Genomic DNA, 24,427 nt, shown 5'->3' with positions numbered 1-24,427 from the left:
AGGAGTGAAATACATTGCGAATTGGAGAATTATCAAAAGAAACTGGCGTTAGTGAAAGATCACTAAGACATTACGAAGAAAAGGGCTTACTCCCTTCTAAGCGCCTTGCAAATGGCTACCGTGATTTTGATGAAAGTGCCATCGAAAAAGTGGAGCTTATTCAAATGTACTTACAAATTGGCTTAAATTTAGAAGAGACGGCAAGGATGCTGCGCTGCCTTGAAATTGAACCGCACCTGTACGACAATCCGTGCAGCAGTATCCTTACACTTTACGAAGATAAACTCAATGAAGTAACAAAGCAAATCACATTACTTTCCAACATCCAAACGAATTTGCAAAAACACGTTTCACTCCTAAAACATGCAAAAGAAAAGGAGTGATTACATGTTTGTTATACATGGCAGTTCAAGACAAAACGGAAATACAGAAGCTTTAACACATATGATGATAGAGGACATTGAAACAGAACAAATTTATTTGCGTGATCATACCGTCTATCCTATTACAGACCAACGTCATGATGCAGAAGGATTCCAATCCGTAAATGATGACTATGAGCAGTTAACCAAACGCATGCTAGAGCACGACACGATTATCTTTGCTACACCATTATATTGGTACGGAATGAGTGGACATATGAAAAACTTTGTTGATCGCTGGTCACAAAGCTTGCGCGATACATCTCTTCATTTCAAAGAAAAAATGAAAGGCAAAAAAATGTATGTTGTCATCGTTGGCGGGGATAATCCAAAGCTAAAAGCATTACCGCTTATTGCTCAATTCCAATATATCTTTGATTTTGTTGGTTCTTCATTTGAAGGTTATGTTATTGGAGATGCGAATGGACTGGATGAAATTAAAAACGATGCTGAGGCGCTGGCAAAAGCACAATTGTATAATAATAAATTCAAAAATAGCGAACAGAAATAAGTTTGACAAACCCTATTGTATGCGCATACAATAAAAGTAATATTATGAAAGGAAGGTACTTTGACCAATGAAGTTCTAATTCTCTTATTTATTTCATCCATCACAAATAGTGAACAAAAATGATGAAAACTAGCAGGGGATTAGTCTGTCCATTTGTCGATACTTTCTTTCGAAACGATCATGTAAAAAATCGTTTATTTATGTACGATTTTTTACATACAAGGGCGACGTTTATCCTCTCTAGTGAAACTAGGGAGGTTTTTTTATGACTATTTTATTCGCACGTAATATTGAAAAGAGCTTTGGTGATCGCACACTATTTACATTACCATCACTGGAAATTCAAGCACAGGATCGCATAGGAATTGTCGGAGTCAACGGAGCTGGTAAATCTACGTTATTGCAAATATTAAGTAAAGAAATAGAAGCTGACAGAGGCATAGTAACTCATCATAGTTCTATCGCCATCATTCCTCAGCTCAGCGAAGAACTACCGGAAACCGCTTCTTCTCTCGCAAAAGGAAAATGGAGTATTTCAAACGTTACCGACGCAATGAGCGGCGGTGAACGAATGCGACTAAAGATTGCGCATGCTCTCGAACAAAATGCAGGCATTTTATTCGCTGATGAACCAACAAGCCACTTAGATATGGTCGGTACAGAGCAATTAGAAAAGGCACTTTCATCTTATAAAGGGGCACTTGTTTTAATATCGCATGACCGTGAATTTCTAGATAATATATGTACCAAAATTATTGAAATTGAAGACGGTATTATTCAAGAGTACAAAGGTAATTATTCAAACTATCGAAAACAAAAAGAACGTGAACGAATACAAAAACAAGCAGAATATGAGCAATATATACAAGAAAAAAATCGTTTAGAACAGTCCGTTCTACAAAGAAAGCAACGTGCTTCTAACATGAAAAAAATCCCAACACGGTTCAGTTCATCTGAATCTAGACTTTATAGGTTAAGTGGGGCTCATGGCCAAGAACAGGTTAGTAAAGCAGCGAAAGCATTAGAGACACGTCTCGAAAAACTAGAAAAGAAGGAAAAGCCAAAGGATCTTTCTCAAGCTCAATTTGACGTGCAATACCATACACCCATTCATAGTAAGGTGGCAGTACAATTCAATAAAGCAACAAAGAAAATAGGCGACCGTATACTATTTAAAAATATGAATGGAACTATTGCCCCTGGTGCAAAGCTTGCCGTTTTAGGGGCAAATGGAAGCGGCAAAACCACTTTGTTCAACATGCTTCTCACAAACGAGCGTGGCATGCAGCTATCGAAAAGTTGTAAAATTGGATACTTCGAACAAACATTATCTATTTTAAAAACAGATAAAACCATTTTAGAAAATGTTCTAGAAGAAACAAACTATACAGAAGCATTCGTTCGCACAATACTTGCACGACTTCTATTCCGCCGTGAGGATGTTCATAAACCTGTGCACGTTCTAAGCGGGGGTGAACGAATGAAGGTTGCACTCGCAAAAGTATTTTTAGGAAACTATAATATGCTTCTGCTAGATGAACCGACAAACTATTTAGACTTAGCGACGCAAGAAGAATTAGAAACCATGTTACAAGAATATCCTGGCACAATACTTTTCATTAGCCATGACCGTGCCTTTATTCGCTCTGTTGCAGACCATATTCTACAAGTAGATGAGAATGAACCAAGAATCTTCCACGGTAATTACGAGCAATACACAAAAAAAACCACCGGAGATTCTGTAAACGTTACTGAGCAAGAAATGTTACGATTACAAACAAAATTAACAGAAGTCATCGGCCGGATTTCCATTCCAAATCATCACGATGACATCACATCTCTCGAACAAGAATACGCAAAATTATTAACTCAAATTCAAAAATGTAAAGAAGCACTCTAATGTCTTCCCTATATATCGACGGGGCATTCCACATTTCCCAAGAAATATTGAATCTTCGACATAGAATACAAAAAGCCGTGCATCAGCACGGCTTTTCATTTTAGATACGGACAGCAGTCCCGCTCACAGCAACCATTAGCATTCCTTCGCGAACTACCTCGTAATCCACGTCGATACCAACAATTGCATTTGCATTTTTTTGTCTTGCAAAAGTTTTCATCTCTTCCATTGCGATGTCGCGTGCTTCTTTTAATTTACTTTCATAAGCACCCGCACGACCGCCGACAACGTCACGGACGGAGGCGAAAAGGTCACGAACGATATTCGCGCCCATAATCGCTTCTCCATTGACAATATCGATGTACTCAATAATTTCTTTTCCTTGAATTGTAGACGTTGTTGTTACAATCATACTTTATAGCCTCCCATATGAGATTTTTACCTACTTATGGTGCACTAATTCTGTACAAATTATATTTACGAACTAAACTGAGCTTCGTATAACCTACTGTATCCTCCACCTTGCTCAATTAATTCATTATGTGAACCTTGTTCTGCAATACCATCTTTATTTACAACGACGATGCGATCTGCATTTTTAATCGTTGCAAGTCTGTGAGCGATAACTAATGTTGTACGGCCAACAGATAGCTCCGCAAGCGATTTTTGAATCGCAAGTTCTGTCTCTGTATCTAATGCAGAAGTTGCTTCATCCAATATTAAAATTGGAGGGTTTTTCAAGAACATACGAGCAATAGCTAGACGCTGCTTTTGTCCACCTGAAAGTTTCACGCCGCGCTCACCGATAACAGTATCTAAACCGTCCGGCTGTGAGTAAATTAAATCTTCTAATTGCGCACGTTTTACTGCCTGCCAAATTTCAGCTTCTGATGCTTTTAAATTTCCGTAAGCGATATTTTCACGAATTGTTCCTGAGAATAAGAACACGTCTTGCTGCACAATTCCAATTTGCTTACGAAGTGAAGATAATGTCATATCTTTCGTATCAATTCCATCAATTTGAATCGATCCAGATGATTGTTCATAAAAACGTGGTAATAGGCTACATAACGTCGTTTTCCCAGCTCCTGATGGTCCAACGAACGCAACTGTTTCACCTGCATGTATTTTCAAACTAATGTCATTTAAAATCGGTTCTTTGTTTTCATATCCAAACGTAATGTTGTTATATTGAATATCACCGTGTACATGCTTCACTTCCATTGCATCTTTAGAGTCTACAATGTCAGGCTCTGTTTCAAGAAGCTCTACATATCTTTTAAAACCGGCGATTCCTTTCGGATAGCTTTCGATTACCGCGTTAATTTTTTCAATTGGGCGGAAGAAAATATTCGTTAATAGAACGAATCCGATAAATCCACCGTACGTTAATTCTCCTTGCAGCACAAACCATGTACCGCATATTAAGACGAAGAGCGTTACGAGACGCATGAGCATATAACTAATCGACGAATTTAACGCCATAATTTTATACGCCATTAATTTTGTTGTACGGAAACGAGCGTTGTTAACAGCAAATTGCTCTTTCTCAAACTTTTCATTTCCGAATGCTTGTACAACGCGAATACCACCAACATTGTTCTCAATGCATGCATTAAAATCAGCAACGTCTGAGAATAAACGTCTAAATGTACCTGTCATTTTTTTATTAAAGTAAAGTGCTAACCATAATAGGAATGGAATGACGAAGAACGTTAATAACGCTAACTTCCAGTTGATCATCATCATAAATGAGAATGCCCCAACTAAAGTCATTACGGCGATAAATAAATCTTCTGGTCCATGGTGAGCAATTTCCCCAATTTCCATTAAATCGTTTGTAAGGCGTGAAATTAAATGACCTGTTTTATTATTATCAAAAAATCTGAATGATAGCTTTTGAATATGATCAAATAATTTCTGCCTCATATCTGTTTCAATGTTAACACCAAGCATATGTCCCCAATATGTAACGACATATTGTAAGCCTGCATTTAACATATAAACTGCGAGTAAACCGAAACAAGCCCATAAAATAAGCGTCCAGTTTTGCCCTGGCAATAACTTATCAATAAATTGATTTACGATAAGCGGGAAGCCGAGTTCTAATAATCCTGCGACAACCGCACAAGAAAAGTCGAGTATAAATAAACCTTTATACGGTTTATAGTACGAGAAAAATTTACGCAGCATATCTTACCTCCATTTTCCAAAATTAAAAAGACTCCCTAAATGATAACCATTATCAAATAATTATTCAAGTTATCCGTCTATGAAACTGAAAATAAGCTTTGCGATAGTTGTCGTTTTTTGCTGGAAAGTCGATATATTCGAATAATCCCCGATATATTTCGAGTTGCGCTGATATATTTGCAAAATCGCCGATATATTTCAAGTTGCGCTGATATATTCGGAAAATCGCCGATATAAATTTCATTTACTAACTACTCTCCCATCTCCCAAAAACAAAAAAGGTACCACCACAAGGTGATACCATTCCTTCTATTACATCGCTTCCGAATCCCACTCATGCTCCTGTTCAACGAATACAATACCTAATTCGTGATGTCCACCAGCATATAATGCAGTTTGTGCAAGACGAAGCTCACCATTTGTATCTAATACTTCTAATTTACAAAATGCTCCTGTCGTCTTCGTTTGAAGCGCATCATAAAATTCCTCGGCGCTTTTTGGGATGACTCCATTTACTTTCGTAATAATTTCTCCAGGCAGTAATTTCAGCTCTGCTCCAATTGTATTTGGAATTGTATCTAGTACAACGAGCCCATCATTGCGTGCAGCAAAATACGCTGGTCTTGTTTCATCGGCAATTTTTTCTTGCATCGAAATTGTGAAACGCCCAAGCATAGCGACTCCCATCGCGATAATTGCAAGTACGTGCCACCAGTAACTTGCGATTCCTAAAACGAGCACAAGTCCTGCTAATCCGTACACACGTCTTCCTGTAAATAATAAAGCTTCCGTCGGCTCATAACTTCTAATCCTTCTCATAAATCCAATTAAAAATGGAACGAGGAATAGAGAATATGTATTTGAACCTATTGAAACGACAGGCCACCATGAAATAAACTGCGTTACCACATCACCCGGTACAAGAATAAAAATAGGAACGATCCATAAACGCTTTGATTCGTGTAAACCAATCTTTAATCCACGCTTCCCCTGCCTAAGCCTCGGCGTCGAATATCCTACTGCGTTTTTCGAAATCAATAAGCCTTCTACAATAAGCATAACGCCTAGTAAAATAACAAGGGATACAATGGTACTCTCTTCACCTTCTCGAAGCTGTAAAAAGGAAACTGGTAGCTTAGAAGATAATAGAACACATACAATCGCAATGCTAAATGTATAAGCCGCCGATAAATATCGATACATAGCCGTTAATCCAAATAGTAACGTCCAAATTAAAATGGCCCATAAGCTTGCTTTAGAAACAACAAGTCCAAGCCCAATCGTAATAATAGATACTACTAATCCGTATCCAATCCCTGCAAATAGAGAGGTTCGCAGTTCAAACCAAATATCATAAACTTTAAAAGAAAAATCTTTTCGTTCTCTTAACATACGTAAGTATCCAACGAAGATACTACTTATTACAAATATATAGACAGCAGGGTGTAAGAAAAAACGTCCAACTGCCCGCATTATTTCAAAAATCCACGCCTCCACGAACTCATTCACCACCATTTATATCATTCTTTCTTTTTATATTATCATAACTAAACAAACGTTTGTTTAACACAAAAAAATACAGGCAGCAAACTGCCTGTATTTCTTCTTATTTTGCCATTAATTTTAATGCTGACTGTAATTGTAAATCATTTTCTCCAGAACGGATTTTTTCAATAATTTTAGTTTGAATCGCTTCAGCTGTCTTTTTATCAAGCTGTCCTGTCGCTTCCATTTCATTTGCATTTTGGAATGCTTTCAAAGCCGATTCTGTCTCTTTACTAAAGTATCCATCTTCACGACCTGGTACATAACCTAAGCTCTTAAGCATTTCCTGAGCATGTTTTACTTGTACATCATTTGAATTGTATGAAAGTGTTTTTTCAATTTGAATTGGTGTCGCATGATAATAATTTGGTTGCTTCACTTCTACTGTTGGCGCGATTCCTTTTTTATGAATCCAGTTCCCATCCGGCGTTAACCATTTAAACATCGTTAATTTAATGTTGCTGCCGTCTTTAAATGGAACAGCTTGCTGGACAGTACCTTTACCAAATGTCTTTTCACCAATTAAATCGTATCCTTCTCCTTCTTTTAGCGCACCCGCTAAAATCTCTGAAGCAGAAGCACTTCCATTATCAATTAATACTGAAATTGGATATGGTTTTCTCTCTTTCAGTTCCGTAGAGAATTTCTTCTTCTCACCATTTCGCTGCTCTACTTGTAGCATCGGCTTTTTATTCGTCATAATTTCCCCTAGTATATCTTCTACACTATTTAAGTAGCCACCAGGATTACCACGCACGTCAATAACTAAGCCTTTTATATTTTTCTTCTCTAACTCTTTTAACTGATCCTTAAATTCTTTCGCTGTATTTTCAGCAAAAGAAGTGATTTGCATATAACCGATATCTTTTCCGCTCTCTTGCTTCACAGAACTAAACACTGTAAAGATCGGAATCTTTTCACGCTTAATTTTAAATACAATCGGATCAGTTACTCCCGCACGTTTAATTTCAATTGCGACAGTCGTTCCCTTTTTACCACGAATTTTTAATACTGCTTCTTCACGTGATAAGTCTTTCACACTGTTTCCATCTACAGATAAAATTTGGTCATTCGGTTTAATTCCTATCTTTTCTGCTGGTGAACCTTTAATTGGCGATACGATAATAAGCTTACCGTCCGTCTTGTTCACCTCAGCCCCAATCCCCTCTAATTCGGGATCAAGCGATTCACTAAACTGTTGGGCTGTTTCTTTATCCATATACGTGGAATAAGGGTCCTTCAGCGTAGACAACATACCTTGTATTGCACCTTCAACTAACTTTTCATCTTTCACGTCTTCCACATAACGTGAATCAATTAGTGCATACGCCTCATTAATTTTTGCCAAATTCCCTTGCGCAGTGCTAGCATTCCCACTCGAAATTGTTTGCGTTACTTCTGATGGGTTAACCCCAAATACAGACATGCCTGCAAACATTCCGCCAGCACCAATTAAAAATGCAACAACCATTCCAATAATTGCAACTCTACGTTTCAATGCGGAATTCCCCTTTCCAAAACACACAGGTGGTGTAGCAAAAGGCATCACACAGTGTGTGATGCCTTTACCTATTTCTACTATATGATAAGCTTGTACGAATTATGTTTGCAACTTTTTATACTTTTAAGAAGCGACGAATTGACATTACACTTCCCCACATACCGATTAAAGCACCGATTAACACTAGTAAACCAGCTAATTGGAATACGAACGGACTGTATGGTAGAAGCTCGAAAATTGTTCCGCCAAGTTTTTCATTAAACACACCTTGCAACGAATTATACGTAATTAGAATTAGGCCAATTGGAATAATTGATCCTAATACTCCTAAGAATAATCCCTCTAGCAAGAATGGCCAACGAATAAACCAGTTTGTTGCACCAACAAGTTTCATAATTTCAATTTCTGTACTACGAGCATAAATTGTAATTTTAATTGTATTAGAGATTAAGAACATCGCTGTGAATAAAAGACCAGCAATTAACGCAATCCCAATGTTACGACCAGTTTTTACAGTATCAAATAATCGTTCAACTTGTCCTTTTCCGTACTGAACATTACTAACAAACTGCATTTTTTCAACCTTCTTCGCGATTGTCGCTGTATCGGTTGGTTCTTTTGCTTTTACAACGAATACGTTTTTAAGTGGGTTATCTTGTTCAAATAACTCAAACGTTTTTCCACTATCACCTAAGCTTTTAATTAAACGTTTTAACTCTTCTTCTTTAGAAGAATATTTAATAGAATCTACTTTTGCAATCTTACTCATATCTTCTTCTAATTTCTTTTGATCCGCTTCTTTTGCAGCTGGATCAATGTGTACACGAATCTCTACATCTTGCTCTACTTTCGTCGCAAAATGGTTCATATTCATAATCGCTGTTAAAAAGACACCTACAAGTAATAATGTAACTGTTACTGCACTAACAGAAGCAAATGTCATCCATCCGTTACGTGATAGATTCTTTACACCTTCTCGCAAATGTCGACTAAGGGTCTTAGCCTTCATATCCGTATCCTCCCTCAATCTCATCTCGAACAATTTTTCCGCCTTCAATCGCGATTACACGATGACGGATTGTATTTACGATATCTGCATTATGCGTCGCCATAACAATCGTTGTGCCGCGCTCATTAATGCGAGTAAAAATATTCATAATATCAAGAGCTGTTTCAATATCTAAGTTACCTGTTGGCTCATCGGCAATTACAACCTTTGGTCTATTTACAATTGCTCTTGCAATAGCCACACGTTGTTGCTCCCCGCCCGAAAGCTCACTTGGAAGTGCGTCTGCACGATCTTCAAGGCCTACAAGACCTAGAACTTCTGTTACACGCTCACGAATTGCATCCGGTTCTTCTTCAATTACTTCTAAAGCAAACGAAACATTCTCATATACCGTTAACTTAGGTAGCAATTTGAAATCTTGGAAAATCACGCCTAATTGACGACGAAAATACGGAACGTCTCTTTCTGCCAATGTTTCGATAGTAAGTCCATTTACATTAATAGATCCTGTAGATGGTTTCTCTTCACGATACATCATTTTAATAAATGTAGATTTTCCGGCTCCACTCGGTCCAACTACGTATACGAATTCACCTTGTTTAATGTTAACTGTAAGACCAGCAATGGCTTTCATACCATTCGGGTACTCCTTATAAACATTCGTCATTTTTATCATTATTTATCACCCAATACTTAATGATTTTTTTCGAAATACTTTTCTGTACATCTGAAAACAAAAGACATCCTTCATTTTCATTTAGTCATCCTTGTTGAAGATAGTTTACTTATGCTTTCTCATAAGCAATACCACTCTATGTAATATATTTCAGCAAAATTCTACAAACCCCATTGTAACATCAAACGGTTTCCAATTTGGATACATTTTTGTTACAGTTATGTTACATACCAGAAAAAAGGAAAACGAGTTGACTATATTATCAACTCGTCCATTTCACCTTTTTTATTTATGTTCAGCTAACCATTCAGACACTTTTTTCGCATCTTCACCTTGAATAAGTCCTGGTGACATTGAACCGCGGCCTTTTTTAATAATCTCTTCGATATCTGCAGCGTCGTACTTACCGCCTACTTTTCTTAAATCAGGTCCAGTTGCCCCTGATAAATCTGTTGCGTGACATCCCGCACAACTTCTTTGGAAAATTTGTTCTGCGCTGTCTGTACTTGCAGACTGTTTCGAAGACTTACTCTCTTCTTTATTTCCGCATGCTCCTAAAGCAAAAACAACCGATGTCCCTAGCGCAATAGCCAACAATTTCTTTTTCACTTCTATCGCTCCCCATTGTTGATATTCTTTTTATTCCTAACACACTCATTTTCATTATAAGCATTATCTTTATATAGAAAAACTAAGGTGTATTTCATATTCCTCAAAAATACAGTGAGAACCTTGATAAAATAAAGCTTTCATAAGTTGTTTCAATTCTGTGAACAACTTAAAAAACTTCTATAAAGCATCCTTTTTAAAAGGAAAATTAGAAAAGTTCTATATAAATCTTTACCATATTACCGCTCTATTTTACTATTCTCTACTTTTTACAAAACAATATACAGCATTGTAATCTACATATAATCCCATCAAAAAGAGAAGTTGTCGTTTCCAACTTCTCTTCCTCTTTACTTCATCTATAAAAATAAAATCAAATTCTTTATATCCTCTATTGTCCTCAGCATGCGCCAACAATTTCGTTGGCTTTTTTTCGCTTATTAGATGCGAGAACGTAAGTAAGCATCAATAAATGGATCAATCTCTCCATCCATAACAGCTTGTACGTTACCAACCTCCGTATTTGTACGATGGTCTTTTACAAGAGAATACGGGTGGAATACGTAAGAACGGATTTGGCTACCCCATCCGATTTCTTTTTGCTCTCCGCGAATTTCATCTAATTCTGCTTGTTGCTCTTCTAGTTTCTTTTGATATAATTTCGCTTTTAACATTTTCATCGCATGCTCACGGTTTTTAATTTGAGAACGCTCCGACTGACATGTTACAACCGTATTTGTCGGTGTATGTGTAATACGAACTGCTGAATCTGTCGTATTTACGTGCTGTCCACCAGCTCCACTTGCTCGGTACGTATCAATTTTTAAATCTTCTGTACGTACTTCGATTTCAACTTCATCATTGAACTCTGGTACAACTTCACAAGATACGAATGATGTATGACGACGCCCTGAAGAATCGAATGGTGAAATACGTACAAGACGATGTACACCTTTCTCTGCTTTTAAGTAACCGTAAGCGTTATGACCTTTAATTAATAAAGTTACACTCTTAATACCAGCTTCATCACCTGGTAAATAGTCAACCGTTTCTACTTTGAATCCGCGTTTTTCAGCCCAGCGTGTGTACATACGTAATAGCATAGAACCCCAGTCTTGTGACTCAGTTCCACCTGCACCTGGATGTAATTCTAAAATCGCATTATTTTTATCATAAGGATCACTTAATAGTAACTGAAGCTCATACTCATTCATTTCTTGAATTAAGCCTTTTACTTCTGATTCTAATTCCTCATGTAAATCTTCATCATACTCTTCTTTTAAAAGCTCATGCGTGATTTCTAAATTTTCGAACGTCTCATCTAACTGACGGAACTTTCCAACCATATCTTTTAACGCATTCGCTTCATTAATTACAGCTTGTGCGCCTTGTTGGTCATCCCAAAATCCTGCGCCCATCATTTTCTCTTCTAATTCTGCAATTTGTTTCTCCTTAGTAGGGAGGTCAAAGAGACCCCCTAAAAGCCGCTAATCGCTTAGCCATTTTCTCTAATTCCTGTCTAATTTCTACTAATTCCATTTCCTTCACCTCTATGTAATTGCTGTTACTTTCGTATGAAAACAAGGGAAACTCTCTCCACTTATTACGGAGAGAGTTTAATCCTTCTTAATTATACATTTTTGATATAAAAGTTTGCAAAACAGCCTAAGCTACCGTCCTATATTACTGAACGATACCACAGCAGTTTTTATATTTTTTACCGCTACCACATTTACATAAATCGTTGCGGCCCACTTGGTCACCTTTTACAACTGGCTTTTTCTTTGCTTCTTCGCCATCGCTAGAAGGATGAACAGCTTCACCTTGAACAACTTCTTGACGTTCTAAGTTTTGTTCAATTTCAGCTTTCATAATGTAACGAGAAATTTCCTCTTCAATAGAAGCAACCATTGACTCGAACATCGCGAATCCTTCCATTTGGTACTCACGAAGTGGATCGATTTGACCGTAAGCACGTAAATGAATACCTTCACGAAGGTGATCCATCGCATCAATATGCTCTGTCCATTTCGTATCTACAACGCGGAATACAACAACCTTCTCAAACTCACGCATTTGCTCTTCTGGCATAAGCTTTTCTTTTTCATTGTATCGCTCAATTAATTTCGCAATAATTGGCTCGCTCATTTCCTCAGGAGCAAGGCGACGTAATTCTTCTTCTTTTACATCTCCGTCTTGAAGAAGGTTTGTATTTAAGTAGTCAACAAGACCTTTAATGTTCCAATCTTCTTCAATTTCCTCTTGTGTATGAAGAGCAACAGCACGTTCTACTGTAGATTTCATCATACCTTCAATAATGCCGCGTAAGTTGTCAGACTCCATTACCTCTTGACGCTGTTTGTAAATAACTTCACGTTGCTGACGAAGTACATCATCATATTGCAGTAACTGCTTACGTGCATCATAGTTATTTCCTTCAACACGTTTTTGTGCAGATTCTACCGCACGAGAAACCATTTTACTTTCAATCGGCTGAGAATCATCCATACCAAGGCGGTCCATCATTGCTTTCATATTATCTGAACCAAATCGGCGCATTAATTCATCTTCCATCGATAAGTAGAATTGCGTAACACCAGGGTCCCCTTGACGACCAGCACGACCACGTAACTGATTATCAATACGACGACTTTCGTGACGCTCTGTACCGATAACTGCTAAACCAACGTTTTTCACATCGTCTCCAAGCTTAATATCTGTACCACGACCTGCCATGTTCGTCGCGATTGTTACAGCACCTTTCATACCAGCCTCTGCAATGATATCTGCTTCACGAGCATGGTTTTTCGCATTTAAGATGTTATGACGTACACCTTTACGCGTTAACATTTTTGAAATAAGCTCTGAAGTTTCAATTGCAACTGTACCTACAAGAACAGGTTGTCCTTTTTTATGACGATTTACAATATCCTCAACAACAGCATTGAACTTACCTTCCATTGATTTAAAGATTAAATCGGCACGATCATCACGAATAATCGGTTTGTTTGTCGGAATTACAATAACGTTCATATTGTAAATGTTACGGAATTCCTCTTCCTCTGTTTTCGCTGTACCAGTCATACCAGATAATTTTTCATACATACGGAAGTAGTTCTGGAATGTAATTGTTGCAAGCGTCATGCTTTCATTTTGAATTTCTACACCTTCTTTTGCTTCAATCGCTTGGTGTAATCCTTCGCTATAACGACGACCTTTCATAAGACGACCAGTGAATTGGTCTACAATTACGATTTCGCCTTCTTGTACAACATAATCTGTATCACGATGCATAACAACGTGTGCACGAAGCCCCTGATTAATATGGTGAAGAAGTGCTACATGTTTTAAATCGAATAAGTTTTCAATATGGAAAGCTTTCTCTGCTTTCGTAATACCATCTTCTGTTAGCATTACATTTTTCGTTTTCACATCAAATGAATAATCTTTTTCATTTTCTAACGTACGAACAAATGCATTTGCAAACATGTATAGCTCTGTTGATTTTTGAGCTTGTCCTGAAATAATAAGCGGCGTACGTGCTTCATCGACTAAAATAGAATCGACTTCATCGATAATAGCAAAGTGAAGTGGACGTTGAACGCACTGCTCTTTATATAAAACCATGTTATCACGTAAGTAATCGAATCCAAGCTCATTATTTGTGCTATACGTAATATCAGCAGCATAAGCCTCTTGTTTCTCTTCGCGTGACATACTATTTAAGTTAATTCCTACCGTTAAGCCAAGGAACTCATGAAGTTGTCCCATTTCGCTCGCATCACGTTGTGCTAAATATTCATTGACTGTAACAACGTGAACACCTTTTCCTGTTAAAGCATTTAAATATACAGGTAATGTAGATGTTAACGTTTTACCTTCACCCGTTTTCATCTCAGAAATATTCCCTTCATGTAAGGCAATACCACCCATTAACTGTACGCCATATGGACGCATTCCAAGAACACGAGTTGCCGCTTCGCGAACAACTGCAAAAGCTTCAGGTAGTAAATCATCTACTGTTTCACCTTTTGTTAGACGTTCTTTAAATTCAAGCGTCTTTCCTTTTAATTGTTCATCAGTTAGTGGCTTAATAGATGACTCTAATGCATCAATTTGCTCAACTGTCTTTTGCATACGTTTAATTTGGCGTTGATTTACATCAAACACCTTTTTTAAAATACCGATCATAGGAAATACGCTCCTCTTTTTATTAAAATAAAACTTCCGATTGTTTTTCTTTTTCTCTATTACAATCAGTCGTTATAAAAATCAAATGTATGTTATGCCAATTTTTCTCCTAATTAAAAAAACTAAAATGTATATACCTAATGATAATTGTAACACTTGTCTTATAACTATGACAACAATCGGCCGATTGTCTCGTTCTAAATTAAGAAAAGTTTTTTAAAAATCTATTTTCAGCAAAAAAAGCGCAGCCTCATTTGGCTGCGCTTTCGAATTATTATTTAGTTTCGATTAAACCGTATTTCCCATCTTTACGACCATATACAACATTAGTTTCGTTTGTATCAGCATTTGTGAAGACGAAGAAATTATGTCCTAGCATATCCATTTGTAGGATTGCCTCTTCAACGTCCATCGGCTTTAAATCGAATCGTTTTGTACGTACAAGTTCTAATTCATCTTCTTCTACCTCATCCAAAACAGCTACTGCTTCTGGAAGGATAAAGTTCGTTTTTATAGAACCTTTCTCACGTAACTTACGATTTACTTTTGTTTTATGTTTACGAATTTGTCGCTCAATTTTATCAACTACTAAATCGATAGCAGCGTACATATCGCTATTAGTTTCTTCTGCACGAAGTAATAAATCAGTAAATGGAATTGTTACCTCGACACGTTGCTTGTCAGAGTATACTTTTAAATTAACTTTAATCTCTGGGAATGTATCAAAATAACGCTCTAACTTACTTAGTTTTTTCTCTACATATTCCTTTAATGCTGGAGTTACTTCAATATTTTCACCACGAATGTTGAATTTCATAGATGAATTCCTCCTTTCAAGCCTATGTACTATAATTTCGACATTGGCTTAAAAACTCCTTCTAACTTTTTTAAAAAAATTAGTGGAATTGCGATTTTTTTATCGTTTTTTGTTGAAATGAAAAGATGCATCGTTTCTATCTTTATTTTATCCTATTAACATCGTGAATAACGAATATTTCTGTGGACAATTCGTTACAGAAAAGAAACAACTTTTTGACAACTTACCCTATAACAAAAACCCCTTGCGAAAAACAAGAGGTTCTACTACATATATATAACGTTGCCACAAACGCAGCTTTCTCTTCCCAAAACAATATACCCTACAGTTTCACAACATTAGCTGCTTGTGGTCCACGTGCTCCATCTACAATGTCAAACTCTACTTGTTGCCCTTCTTCCAATGACTTATACCCATCTTGTTGAATAGCAGAAAAATGGACAAATACATCGTCACCATCTTCACGCTCAATAAACCCAAATCCCTTTTCTGCATTGAACCATTTCACTCTTCCTTGCATGTTCATTCCATTCCCTTCACTCTAAAAATCAGGGTATTCGCCCCATATTTTGACTATAACGAATGACAACATATGAAGTCAAAGAAGACTTATCGCCTTTTTCTTATCCCTTTCGACACTGCCATATTAACTTCTACAAAGTGTCAAACTAGATACTTCCCTTGCCCCTCTTTCATATAACAAACTTCCGATTTGCCTGACCGTAATCCCTGTCGTATACACGTCATCAACGAGTAAAATATGTTGCCCAGAAAACATCTCTTCTCCCTGAAAATAAAAAGGATTGCTTCCTGACACCCTTTCTTTACGTGTCTTCTTACTTTGCTTTTCTGTTTCCCTTCTTCTTAATGATGGATAAGAAATTTTGACAGGCAAACGAGTTGCTAATAACTCAGCTTGATTAAAACCACGTTCAACTTCCCTTTCCTTACTAAGCGGAACAGCGATAACAGTTGAAACATTGGCAAAACACTTTTGAAATAAACTTCGAAAAGGACGATAAAAAATGTGCACTAACTCTGCATCCCCCCGAAACTTAAACTGCGCTACTATTTCTTTCATCTCATCATCATACATATATAACGAACGGTTTTTAAAAGAACGATACTTCTCCTCTTTCATCCACCTTATACAATCTATACAAATACCGTCTTCTTGAAATGAGGCAGGAACAAATTCTAAAGGTCGCCCGCACTCCATGCAAATTTCTCCTATAATATAGGAAAGTTTCTGCTCACATCTATCACATATATATTTTCTATGACACTTTACAAAAAAAGTGTACCAACTAACCTTTTCTACAAAACACTCATCACAAAGTAAACAATGCATTAATCGATCAATCCTTGTTCTTTCGCATTTTTATTCATACCTTGAATATGTTTTTTCGCGCGCACCATCGCCTTTGTCTTGCCATAGTGAAAATAAATGACCTCTCCATACGGTGCTTCAAAGCTCCGCCCTGCTCGGCCCGCAATTTGTACGAGCGCACTTTCTGAAAATATTTCTTCTTCCGCCCCTAAAACTGCAACTTGCAAATTTTTCACCGTTACGCCTCGCTCTAAAATTGTCGTTGTAACTAATAATGGGATTTCTCCCTTTCTGAACGCTGCGACTTTCTCTTTTCTCATCGGATCTTCTGCATGTACCCCTTCAACTTTATTATGCAATGATTTCAATAACGAGCTTATTTCTTCTATATATCGTACATGGGGAACGAATAAAAAAACAGGATACTTTTTGTTTAAGTGCATCTTTAACCATTGTAGTAAAACTCGAGGAATTCTTTCACGGTTGAGGCTTTTCTTCCAATTTCCGCACCAGCAAAATAGAGGAACTGGCAACGGATGACGGTGATATCGTCCAGAAACAATAACACCTTTTTGTTCACCTTTTCTAAATTTTCGCTTCCACGTTTCATCTGGAGTCGCAGTTAAATAAATACGCGCCGCTTTTTCTTTCATCGCTTGTTTTACCGCGTACTGTAACATTTGATCTGCACAATATGGAAAAGCATCTATCTCATCTACAACTATGACATGAAACGCCCTATAATAACGTAATAATTGATGCGTGGTCGCAACGACTAATACTGCATCTTTTTCTTTATCTACACTCCCTCCATATAAAGCCACTACCTTTATATATGGAAATACTTCTTGTAATCTCGGTGCTAATTCCAAAACAACATCCGTTCTTGGCGTTGCGATACAAACTCTTTCTCCTTTTTGAAGCGCTTCGTTAATACCGTAAAACAACATCTCTGTTTTCCCAGCCCCGCATACAGCCCAAATAAAAAATGATTCTTTTTGCTTAATAGCCTCTATAACTCCTTGCGCCGCCAAATTCTGGCCAGTAGACAACGTCCCGTTCCACTGTAACAAATTTGAATTCTTTTCTCTCTTTCTTTCAGCAATCCCGCGAACAAGTACAGTACATTCACTTACTCTCCCCATCGTTATACACTTCCGGCAATATGTGCACACTTTACTGCACCTTTTACATAAAAACGACGCAAATAGCCGCCGATCTACATTTCCACAGCGTTGGCACATATATTTAGAATTCTTCTTTTTTACACCTTGTACACATACGATCTCTCCCTTCTTTTTCAAATCGTTTAATTTCCTTTGTAAATCTGAAGAAAGTTCTTCTAATAGCAACTGTTTCCCCGCTACCATCAACAATCACCTCCAGCACTACTATAAACCTTTCTCATCATCTCGTAAAAACTCAAAAAAGCCGATAACCTACTTATAAAATAGTAAGCTATCGACTTTATACACTTTTTTTATTGAATTATAATTCTATAATCTTCCGTAACCTAAGAAATGTTTTTGGTTGTAAGAGCTATTTACGCTACCATAAGCAACGCCTGTTGACTCATCAGCAGCATGAATCATTTGACCGCCACCAATGTAAATTCCAACGTGAGATACGCCCGCTCTATATGTGCCTTGTAAGAAGATAAGGTCTCCTGGTTTTGCTTCAGATGGGCTGATTTTTTGTACAGAACTCCATAGACTTCTAGTATCTTGACGACCTAAACCGTAAACGTAAGAGATTAAACCACTGCAGTCAAAACCACCGTTTGAAATTGACGCACTACCCCATACGTATTTTAGACCTACTAAGCCTTTAGCTTTTTCAACAACATCTTGTCTTCCGCCACCATCATTTGTTACTACTGGTGCTGGTTTTTTCGCTTCTTCTTTTTTAGGTTCTTCTTTTTTAGACTCTTCTTTTGGAGCTTGTACAGCATTATTTGCTGGAGCTGCTGGTTGAGCTTGCGTTTGTGCTGGTTGAGCCGCCGCTGGTTGCTGTGCTGGCTGAGCTTGCGCGTCTTTAGCAGCTTGCTCTGCTTGCTTTTGAGCAGCAGCTTCTTGTGCAGCTTTTTCTTGCGCTTCTTTTTCAGCAATTTGTTGTAATTTTAATGCCTGTTGTTCAAGCTCTTTTAATTGGCTTTCCGTACTTGTCATTGTAGTTACAACTGTTTCCATTTTACCGCTTAAATCATTTACTGCAGTTTCTTTTTTCGCTTTTTCAGCGTCAAGATCTTTCTTAGCAGTTTCAATTTGAGCTTGTGCTTCTTTTAATTCTTTTTGTTTCTCTTTTACCGTTGCAACATCTTTTTTCACACTAGCTTGATCTTCTTGTTGTGTTTTCATGATATCTTCATCAGACTCAAGAATTTTAGAAACAGAAGTTAAACGATCAACTAAATCTGCAATGTTTTTAGAGTTTACAAGAACTTCTGTTACAACGTTCGTATTTGGTTGTTCTTGAAGTGCAACTAAACGCTTTCTTAATAGTTCTTCACGTTTTGCAATCTTTGTTTGTAATTCTGCAATATCTTTATTTTTCTTTTCAATTAATTGCTCAGTATCAGCAACTTTTTTCGTTGTTTCATCAAGCTTTGCAGCATTCTCTTGAACAGATTTATCTAAACCTTGAATTGTTTTGTTTAAGTCATTCATTTGCTTTTGTAATTCATCACGTTCTTGTTGTTGTTTATGTAAAGTGTCATTTTGTGTATTAATTTGTGATTTCACGTCAGAAATTTTATCTTCTGCAAATACATTTGGTGTTAGCCCAGAAAACATTAACCCTGCAACTAATGCGCAAGATGCCATTTTTAGCTTTTTCATTTTATTTTTTACACCGCTTTCTTTTTTCTTTTTCCGTATATAACCTATAAAATTTATACCATAATTCGGGATTTTTTTTGCTAATGTTACGTTTTTGTAAAACAAATGTAATATTATATGTAGCTCTAGCGCAAAATTCGTATATTTTTGTATATATGTGTAGAAATTTACATACTTTTCTTACTTCTATAAACAAAGAAAAAACGTAAGGAATCCCTTACGTTTTATTAAATATACGAATACAAATGAAATGCTACTTCATCCATTTCTCAGCCCAATTTTGGACCTCATCCATAACACTTTCTAACGCTTTCCCCTTGTCAGTTAAGCCATACTCGATTCGAACTGGTACTTCTGGATAGACATTACGAACTACAATGCCCTCGCTTTCCAATTCCTTCAAACGCTCTGACAACATACGATCGCTCATATTTGGGATAATATCTGCGATTTCTCTAAAACGTTTCGACTCTTCAAGCAAAGATTTAATAATTAAGCCAGTCCACTTCTTACTAAGCAGAGTAAAAGCTGACTCAAACTTTGGACATAAACAAGAATTATGCTCCATATGTTTCACCTCTCTTCTATTATAATATAGTTTCTTGTAAAAAGTAAGTTATAAAACTTTCCTCATTATTTTATTTTACGTACATTTTACCATTTCCAAATATTAACTTGTCAACTAAACGTAACATACCCGTAAAAAAACCCTCTTAAAAAGAGAGCTTTTTATATCTTTATTACTTCGTATACCATCCAAGACCTAATGCACCTTCACCTAAGTGCGTACCAATTACAGCTCCAAAATAACCTGTACGAATTGTGACGTGAGGATATTTTGCTTCTAATTCTTTCTTCCATTCATTCGCTTCTTCTTCACGTTGTGCATGAATGATAACTGCTTCCATAGGTACACCTTTACTTGCTTGCTCATCAAAAATTTCAATGATACGTTTTAATGCTTTTTTACGTGTACGAATCTTTTCAAACGGAATAATGATTTTATCTCTAAAATATAAAACTGGCTTCACTTGTAACAGACTGCCGATGAAAGCTTGCGCGCTATTCAATCGACCACCACGTTGTAAATGATGTAAATCATCAACTACAAAATAGGCGTCCATCGTTTTCTTCATTTCATCAAAACGAGCGATAATCTCTTTTGGGTTCTTTCCTTCACTTGCTAACTTTGCACCTTCACGCACATAAAATCCTTGTACTTCACAACTAATTTCAGAGTCATACGTGTATACATCAATACCCTCTACCATCTGTCCAGCTGTCGTTGATGTTTGATATGTACCACTAATTCCACTTGATAGGTGAATACTAATAACTGCATCATAATCTTTAGCTAGTTCTTCATATAGCTCAACAAACTTTCCGATTGCTGGTTGAGAAGTTTTTGGAAGTTCCTCTTGTTCACGTACTTTCACATAAAAATCATCTGCTGAAATTTCAGCTTCTTCTTGATAAGATTCTGTTCCAAACACAACGTTTAATGGAATCATATATATATTGAGTTCATCACGAATTTGCTTCGGTATATATGCCGTACTATCAGTAACAATAGCTATTTTCATTTTCGTACCTGCCTTATAAAAAGTTTTATTTCCTAATTTTACACGAAAACTACAAATGGTGCATCCATACATGAAAATGCCGGTTGAAATTATACCTACCATCTCGACAAATTACAACAAAAAGATAAAATACTCACCAAAAACTTCAGCATACTTAGAAAAAATGTTTGAATATAAAAAGGCTCGCTTTTAAAATGGAAAGTACTAGTCATTTTGATAGATAGGGGCGTACACAAGTGCTATTACAATATTTAACAATCAAAGACTACGGCGAACACGAAATCGTCATTCAAAAATCAAGATTTATTTGTTATATTAGCCGAGCAACGACTGAGGAAGAGGCTCAAGAATTTATACAAAAAATAAAAAAACAACATTGGAATGCAACACATAATTGTTCCGCTTATTTAATTGGCGAACAAGATCATATTCAAAAAGCAAATGATGACGGCGAGCCTAGCGGTACAGCTGGCGTACCAATGCTGGAAGTACTAAAAAAACGTGGACTAAAAGATACCGTTGTTGTCGTAACACGCTATTTTGGTGGCATTAAACTTGGTGCAGGTGGATTAATTCGTGCATATGGAAAGTGTACAAGCGAAGGCATTAATCATGTCGGTGTTGTCCAGCGAAAACTAATGCGTGTGATGCAAACCGAGATTGATTACACATTACTTGGCAAAGTGGAAAATGAATTACGCAATTCAAAATATGCCATTAAAGATATTCATTATCTAGAAAATGTCACATTTGATACGTATGTAGAAGAAGACGGCAAACAAGCATTTACAGATTGGATGATTGAATTAACAAACGGGAAATGTACAATTACAGAAGGAGATATGTTGTACTTAGAACAAGATGTTATCTAAGCATAACCCATTTATCACCTTCAAAGATTAATGTAGTGAATTACTTCCCTACAAATGAACTAACGAACTAAGGAGATTATATATGGAAGAACGTTATTATCATCTCCAAAATAGCAGAATAAAAAAGAAGCGAAGAAGGAAACTTTTCTTCTTCCTTATTTTCGCATTTTTATTTGGCAGCATAGGAGTTTATGTGTTAAATTCTTACTCTTCTCTTATGGGGATGTATAGTGGTTTTACTCGTGAAAAATCAGATTTAAGAAACAAAGATGTAGAAATTACAAAAGAACCTTTTACAATTCTCATTATGGGTATAGAAGATTATGCGACAGATGGTCAAAATGGTCGTACAGACTCATTAATGTTTGCAACAGTCAATCCAAAAACGCAAAAGATTTCACTTATGAGTATTCCTCGTGATTCTCGAGTTAAAATTGTTGGCAAAAATAAGGAAGACAAAATTAACGCTGCCCATGCTTACGGCGGAGAAGAAATGGCAATCAAAACTGTCGAAGGCTTTCTAAAAGTTCCTGTAGACCATTATCTGAAAATTGATTTCCAAGGCTTTAAAGGTATTGTTAATGCTGTTGGCGGCGTTACCGTTGACGTACCCTTCGATTTCTGGGAGCGCTCTGACGTGGATTACTACAAAAAAATTCAATTTAAGCAAGGACAGCAAAACTTAAACGGTGAAGAAGCACTTGCTTACGTCCGTATGCGAAAGCAAGATCCAAATGGCGATTATGGTCGAGCTGCTAGACAAAGACAATTACTGGCCGCTGTTGCTCATAAACTAAACTCCACCTCTACTGTATTTAAAATTAAAGATTTAACAGCTGTCGTTGGAAAATATATAAAAACCGACATTCCTATTTCAGACGGACTTGCTCTTTACAATAAACTTTCTGGATTTGATCCTTCTACAATGCAAACGTTAAAGCTTGAAGGCGAAGACAAAAAGATAGGCGGTATTTATTACTTCCTTCCAGATCCAATCAGTGTAGAAACGGTGCGTAACGAAATTGAAAAAGAATTAGGAGAAAAAGCAAAAAAACCAACTACAAAAAACAACTCAAATCCTGATTCAAATTCAAGTTCTACCTCTAACGAACAAACAAAAAAAGAGACAAACCAAAATAACACACCAACTGATCCGCCACCTTCTACAAATGCTCATGCAGAGTGGATTATGCGCAATCAGCCGTAAAAAAAGGCCCAATCTATCCGATTGGGCCTTTTTTATTTACTTATTAAAGTGTTGTAAAATCGCTTCTACAATACGCTCTGATGCACGACCATCACCGTAAGGGTTAGATGCTTTCGCCATCTTATCATGAGCTTCTTTATCTGATAACAACTCATCTGCAAGACCAAAGATTGTCTCTTCGTCTGTTCCTGCTAATTTCAGCGTACCTGCTTCAATACCTTCAGGACGCTCTGTTGTATCACGAAGAACAAGAACTGGTACCCCAAGTGATGGAGCTTCTTCTTGTACACCACCAGAATCCGTTAACATTAAGTATGAACGAGCTGCAACATTGTGGAAATCAATTACATCTAGCGGCTCAATTAAATGAATACGGTTATGTTCACCTAAAATTTCATTTGCTATTTCACGAACAACAGGGTTCATATGAACAGGGTACACAACTTGTACATCTTCATGCTTATCAACAAGACGCTTAATTGCACGGAACATATTACGCATCGGTTCACCTAAGTTTTCACGACGGTGAGCTGTCATAAGTACAAGACGATCATTTCCAAGTTTCTCTAGTACAGGATGACTATATGTTTCTTTTACAGTCGTTTGTAACGCGTCAATCGCTGTATTTCCTGTAATGAAAATACGTGACTCATCTTTATTTTCCTTCTGTAAGTTCGTTGCTGATTTTGCTGTTGGTGAGAAATGAAGATCCGCCATTACACCTGTTAATTGACGATTCATCTCTTCTGGATATGGAGAATACTTATCCCACGTACGAAGGCCCGCCTCAACATGACCTACTGGAATTTGATTATAAAAAGCAGCTAAGCTTGCAATAAATGTTGTTGTTGTATCACCATGTACAAGTACAATATCCGGCTTCGCTTCTTTCATTACTTTATCCAAACCTTCTAAACCACGCGTTGTAACATCAATTAAAGTTTGGCGGTCTTTCATGATATTTAAATCGAAATCTGGCGTAATTCCAAAGATACTTAATACTTGATCTAACATTTGGCGATGTTGTGCTGTTACAGTCACAATCGATTCAATTTTTTCTGGGTGTTTTTGCAACTCTAATACAAGAGGTGCCATTTTAATTGCTTCTGGACGTGTCCCGAAAATTGTCATTACTTTTAAACGTTCAGTCATGTGATTGCCTCTTTTCTTTCACTAATTACAGCTTCTATTATGACATATAAAAATATGCATGAGTACTTTCCT

22 protein-coding genes are annotated in these 24,427 nt (G+C 36.9%); 5 read left to right on the top strand and 17 right to left on the bottom strand.

The features are described 5' to 3' along the window. Nucleotides 1-14 precede the first annotated feature (14 nt). From HMAS_RS22265 to abc-f, 3 genes are all read left to right on the top strand, one after another. Entirely contained in the window at nt 15-383 is a 369-nt protein-coding gene (locus HMAS_RS22265) for a MerR family transcriptional regulator (RefSeq protein WP_001219205.1), read from the top strand. 4 nt (nt 384-387) lie between these two features. Next, on the top strand, nt 388-933 hold the full coding sequence (locus tag HMAS_RS22260) for a flavodoxin family protein (RefSeq protein WP_000497611.1): 546 nt from the start codon (nt 388-390) through the stop codon (nt 931-933). Nucleotides 934-1,198: 265 nt separating this feature from the next. Beyond that, nucleotides 1,199-2,833, top strand: a complete 1,635-nt coding sequence (gene abc-f, locus HMAS_RS22255) for a ribosomal protection-like ABC-F family protein (RefSeq protein ID WP_116345037.1) — start codon at nt 1,199-1,201, stop codon at nt 2,831-2,833. Nucleotides 2,834-2,933: 100 nt separating this feature from the next. Here abc-f and HMAS_RS22250 read toward each other — a convergent pair whose 3' ends face one another. The 16 genes from HMAS_RS22250 to HMAS_RS22170 form a co-directional block, all read right to left on the bottom strand. Then, on the bottom strand, nt 2,934-3,245 hold the full coding sequence (locus HMAS_RS22250) for a heavy metal-binding domain-containing protein (RefSeq protein WP_000637523.1): 312 nt from the start codon (nt 3,243-3,245) through the stop codon (nt 2,934-2,936). A 65-nt stretch (nt 3,246-3,310) separates the two neighbouring features. Continuing rightward, nucleotides 3,311-5,026 carry an ABC transporter ATP-binding protein gene (locus HMAS_RS22245; protein ID WP_000944620.1) on the bottom strand — a complete coding sequence of 572 codons (1,716 nt, stop codon included), beginning with the start codon at nt 5,024-5,026 and terminating at the stop codon, nt 3,311-3,313. 312 nt (nt 5,027-5,338) lie between these two features. Continuing rightward, entirely contained in the window at nt 5,339-6,541 is a 1,203-nt protein-coding gene (locus HMAS_RS22240) for a PDZ domain-containing protein (protein ID WP_116345036.1), read from the bottom strand. A gap of 91 nt (nt 6,542-6,632) precedes the next feature. Continuing rightward, the gene (locus HMAS_RS22235) at nt 6,633-8,117 is read right to left on the bottom strand and encodes a S41 family peptidase (protein WP_116345035.1); all 1,485 of its coding nucleotides are present in this window, start codon (nt 8,115-8,117) and stop codon (nt 6,633-6,635) included. A gap of 70 nt (nt 8,118-8,187) precedes the next feature. Next, on the bottom strand, nt 8,188-9,081 hold the full coding sequence (gene ftsX / locus HMAS_RS22230) for a permease-like cell division protein FtsX (protein WP_000645027.1): 894 nt from the start codon (nt 9,079-9,081) through the stop codon (nt 8,188-8,190). Further along, nucleotides 9,071-9,757 carry a cell division ATP-binding protein FtsE gene (gene ftsE / locus HMAS_RS22225; RefSeq protein WP_000594321.1) on the bottom strand — a complete coding sequence of 229 codons (687 nt, stop codon included), beginning with the start codon at nt 9,755-9,757 and terminating at the stop codon, nt 9,071-9,073. Before ftsE ends, ftsX begins: the two co-directional genes overlap by 11 nt. A gap of 285 nt (nt 9,758-10,042) precedes the next feature. Beyond that, nucleotides 10,043-10,366, bottom strand: coding sequence for a cytochrome c551 (gene cccB / locus HMAS_RS22215; protein WP_000727971.1), 324 nt, complete (start codon nt 10,364-10,366; stop codon nt 10,043-10,045). A gap of 440 nt (nt 10,367-10,806) precedes the next feature. After that, nucleotides 10,807-11,905, bottom strand: a protein-coding gene (gene prfB, locus HMAS_RS22210) for a peptide chain release factor 2 (RefSeq protein ID WP_096001716.1) whose coding sequence is annotated in 2 segments (ribosomal slippage) — nt 10,807-11,832 and nt 11,834-11,905 — 1,098 coding nt in all. Because the reading frame shifts where the segments join, the coding sequence is not laid out codon by codon here. A 144-nt stretch (nt 11,906-12,049) separates the two neighbouring features. After that, the gene (gene secA / locus HMAS_RS22205) at nt 12,050-14,557 is read right to left on the bottom strand and encodes a preprotein translocase subunit SecA (protein WP_000579387.1); all 2,508 of its coding nucleotides are present in this window, start codon (nt 14,555-14,557) and stop codon (nt 12,050-12,052) included. A gap of 274 nt (nt 14,558-14,831) precedes the next feature. Next, entirely contained in the window at nt 14,832-15,374 is a 543-nt protein-coding gene (gene hpf / locus HMAS_RS22200; RefSeq protein ID WP_000671185.1) for a ribosome hibernation-promoting factor, HPF/YfiA family, read from the bottom strand. A gap of 322 nt (nt 15,375-15,696) precedes the next feature. Continuing rightward, a complete protein-coding gene (gene cspC, locus HMAS_RS22195; RefSeq protein ID WP_001990088.1) occupies nt 15,697-15,894 on the bottom strand; it encodes a cold shock protein CspC in 198 nt (65 codons plus the stop codon). A gap of 126 nt (nt 15,895-16,020) precedes the next feature. Continuing rightward, nucleotides 16,021-16,725 (bottom strand): ComF family protein, encoded by a 705-nt coding sequence (locus HMAS_RS22190; RefSeq protein ID WP_116345034.1) that lies wholly within the window; start codon nt 16,723-16,725, stop codon nt 16,021-16,023. Next, nucleotides 16,725-18,074 (bottom strand): ATP-dependent helicase ComFA, encoded by a 1,350-nt coding sequence (gene comFA / locus HMAS_RS22185; protein ID WP_000225361.1) that lies wholly within the window; start codon nt 18,072-18,074, stop codon nt 16,725-16,727. Before comFA ends, HMAS_RS22190 begins: the two co-directional genes overlap by 1 nt. Nucleotides 18,075-18,200: 126 nt before the next feature. Further along, nucleotides 18,201-19,646 carry an NlpC/P60 family protein gene (locus HMAS_RS22180; RefSeq protein WP_000499476.1) on the bottom strand — a complete coding sequence of 482 codons (1,446 nt, stop codon included), beginning with the start codon at nt 19,644-19,646 and terminating at the stop codon, nt 18,201-18,203. Nucleotides 19,647-19,794: 148 nt separating this feature from the next. Next, on the bottom strand, nt 19,795-20,109 hold the full coding sequence (locus tag HMAS_RS22175) for a winged helix-turn-helix transcriptional regulator (RefSeq protein ID WP_000400857.1): 315 nt from the start codon (nt 20,107-20,109) through the stop codon (nt 19,795-19,797). 172 nt (nt 20,110-20,281) lie between these two features. Next, nucleotides 20,282-21,124 (bottom strand): DegV family protein, encoded by an 843-nt coding sequence (locus tag HMAS_RS22170; RefSeq protein ID WP_000684725.1) that lies wholly within the window; start codon nt 21,122-21,124, stop codon nt 20,282-20,284. A 236-nt stretch (nt 21,125-21,360) separates the two neighbouring features. On the opposite strand from HMAS_RS22170, the gene HMAS_RS22165 reads away from it, so the two are divergent. Together HMAS_RS22165 and HMAS_RS22160 are read left to right on the top strand one after the other, a co-directional pair. Next, the gene (locus HMAS_RS22165) at nt 21,361-21,996 is read left to right on the top strand and encodes a YigZ family protein (protein ID WP_000926669.1); all 636 of its coding nucleotides are present in this window, start codon (nt 21,361-21,363) and stop codon (nt 21,994-21,996) included. Nucleotides 21,997-22,078: 82 nt separating this feature from the next. Next, entirely contained in the window at nt 22,079-23,203 is a 1,125-nt protein-coding gene (locus HMAS_RS22160; protein ID WP_116345033.1) for an LCP family protein, read from the top strand. Between the two features lie 36 nt (nt 23,204-23,239). Here the strand turns inward: HMAS_RS22160 and wecB are convergent, their stop codons facing one another. Then, nucleotides 23,240-24,355, bottom strand: a complete 1,116-nt coding sequence (gene wecB / locus HMAS_RS22155; protein ID WP_000140145.1) for a non-hydrolyzing UDP-N-acetylglucosamine 2-epimerase — start codon at nt 24,353-24,355, stop codon at nt 23,240-23,242. Between the last annotated feature and the right edge of the window lie 72 nt (nt 24,356-24,427).

Origin of the sequence: Bacillus sp. HMA207, assembly GCF_003402455.1 — a bacterium.
Classification (GTDB): domain Bacteria; phylum Bacillota; class Bacilli; order Bacillales; family Bacillaceae_G; genus Bacillus_A; species Bacillus_A cereus.
Note: the sequence above shows the minus strand (reverse complement) of the source record. Positions and strands in the feature narration are given on the sequence as shown.

Bases quoted from the DNA above. Each gene is read 5' to 3' on its own strand.
- HMAS_RS22260 (WP_000497611.1), top strand. From the start codon at position 388: ATGTTTGTTATACATGGCAGTTCAAGACAAAACGGAAATACAGAAGCT.
- abc-f (WP_116345037.1), top strand. From the start codon at position 1,199: ATGACTATTTTATTCGCACGTAATATTGAAAAGAGCTTTGGTGATCGC.
- HMAS_RS22250 (WP_000637523.1), bottom strand. From the start codon at position 3,245: ATGATTGTAACAACAACGTCTACAATTCAAGGAAAAGAAATTATTGAG.
- HMAS_RS22245 (WP_000944620.1), bottom strand. From the start codon at position 5,026: ATGCTGCGTAAATTTTTCTCGTACTATAAACCGTATAAAGGTTTATTT.
- HMAS_RS22240 (WP_116345036.1), bottom strand. From the start codon at position 6,541: ATGGTGGTGAATGAGTTCGTGGAGGCGTGGATTTTTGAAATAATGCGG.
- HMAS_RS22235 (WP_116345035.1), bottom strand. From the start codon at position 8,117: ATGCCTTTTGCTACACCACCTGTGTGTTTTGGAAAGGGGAATTCCGCA.
- ftsX (WP_000645027.1), bottom strand. From the start codon at position 9,081: ATGAAGGCTAAGACCCTTAGTCGACATTTGCGAGAAGGTGTAAAGAAT.
- ftsE (WP_000594321.1), bottom strand. From the start codon at position 9,757: ATGATAAAAATGACGAATGTTTATAAGGAGTACCCGAATGGTATGAAA.
- secA (WP_000579387.1), bottom strand. From the start codon at position 14,557: ATGATCGGTATTTTAAAAAAGGTGTTTGATGTAAATCAACGCCAAATT.
- hpf (WP_000671185.1), bottom strand. From the start codon at position 15,374: ATGAAATTCAACATTCGTGGTGAAAATATTGAAGTAACTCCAGCATTA.
- cspC (WP_001990088.1), bottom strand. From the start codon at position 15,894: ATGCAAGGAAGAGTGAAATGGTTCAATGCAGAAAAGGGATTTGGGTTT.
- HMAS_RS22190 (WP_116345034.1), bottom strand. From the start codon at position 16,725: ATGCATTGTTTACTTTGTGATGAGTGTTTTGTAGAAAAGGTTAGTTGG.
- comFA (WP_000225361.1), bottom strand. From the start codon at position 18,074: ATGGTAGCGGGGAAACAGTTGCTATTAGAAGAACTTTCTTCAGATTTA.
- HMAS_RS22175 (WP_000400857.1), bottom strand. From the start codon at position 20,109: ATGGAGCATAATTCTTGTTTATGTCCAAAGTTTGAGTCAGCTTTTACT.
- HMAS_RS22170 (WP_000684725.1), bottom strand. From the start codon at position 21,124: ATGAAAATAGCTATTGTTACTGATAGTACGGCATATATACCGAAGCAA.
- HMAS_RS22160 (WP_116345033.1), top strand. From the start codon at position 22,079: ATGGAAGAACGTTATTATCATCTCCAAAATAGCAGAATAAAAAAGAAG.
- wecB (WP_000140145.1), bottom strand. From the start codon at position 24,355: ATGACTGAACGTTTAAAAGTAATGACAATTTTCGGGACACGTCCAGAA.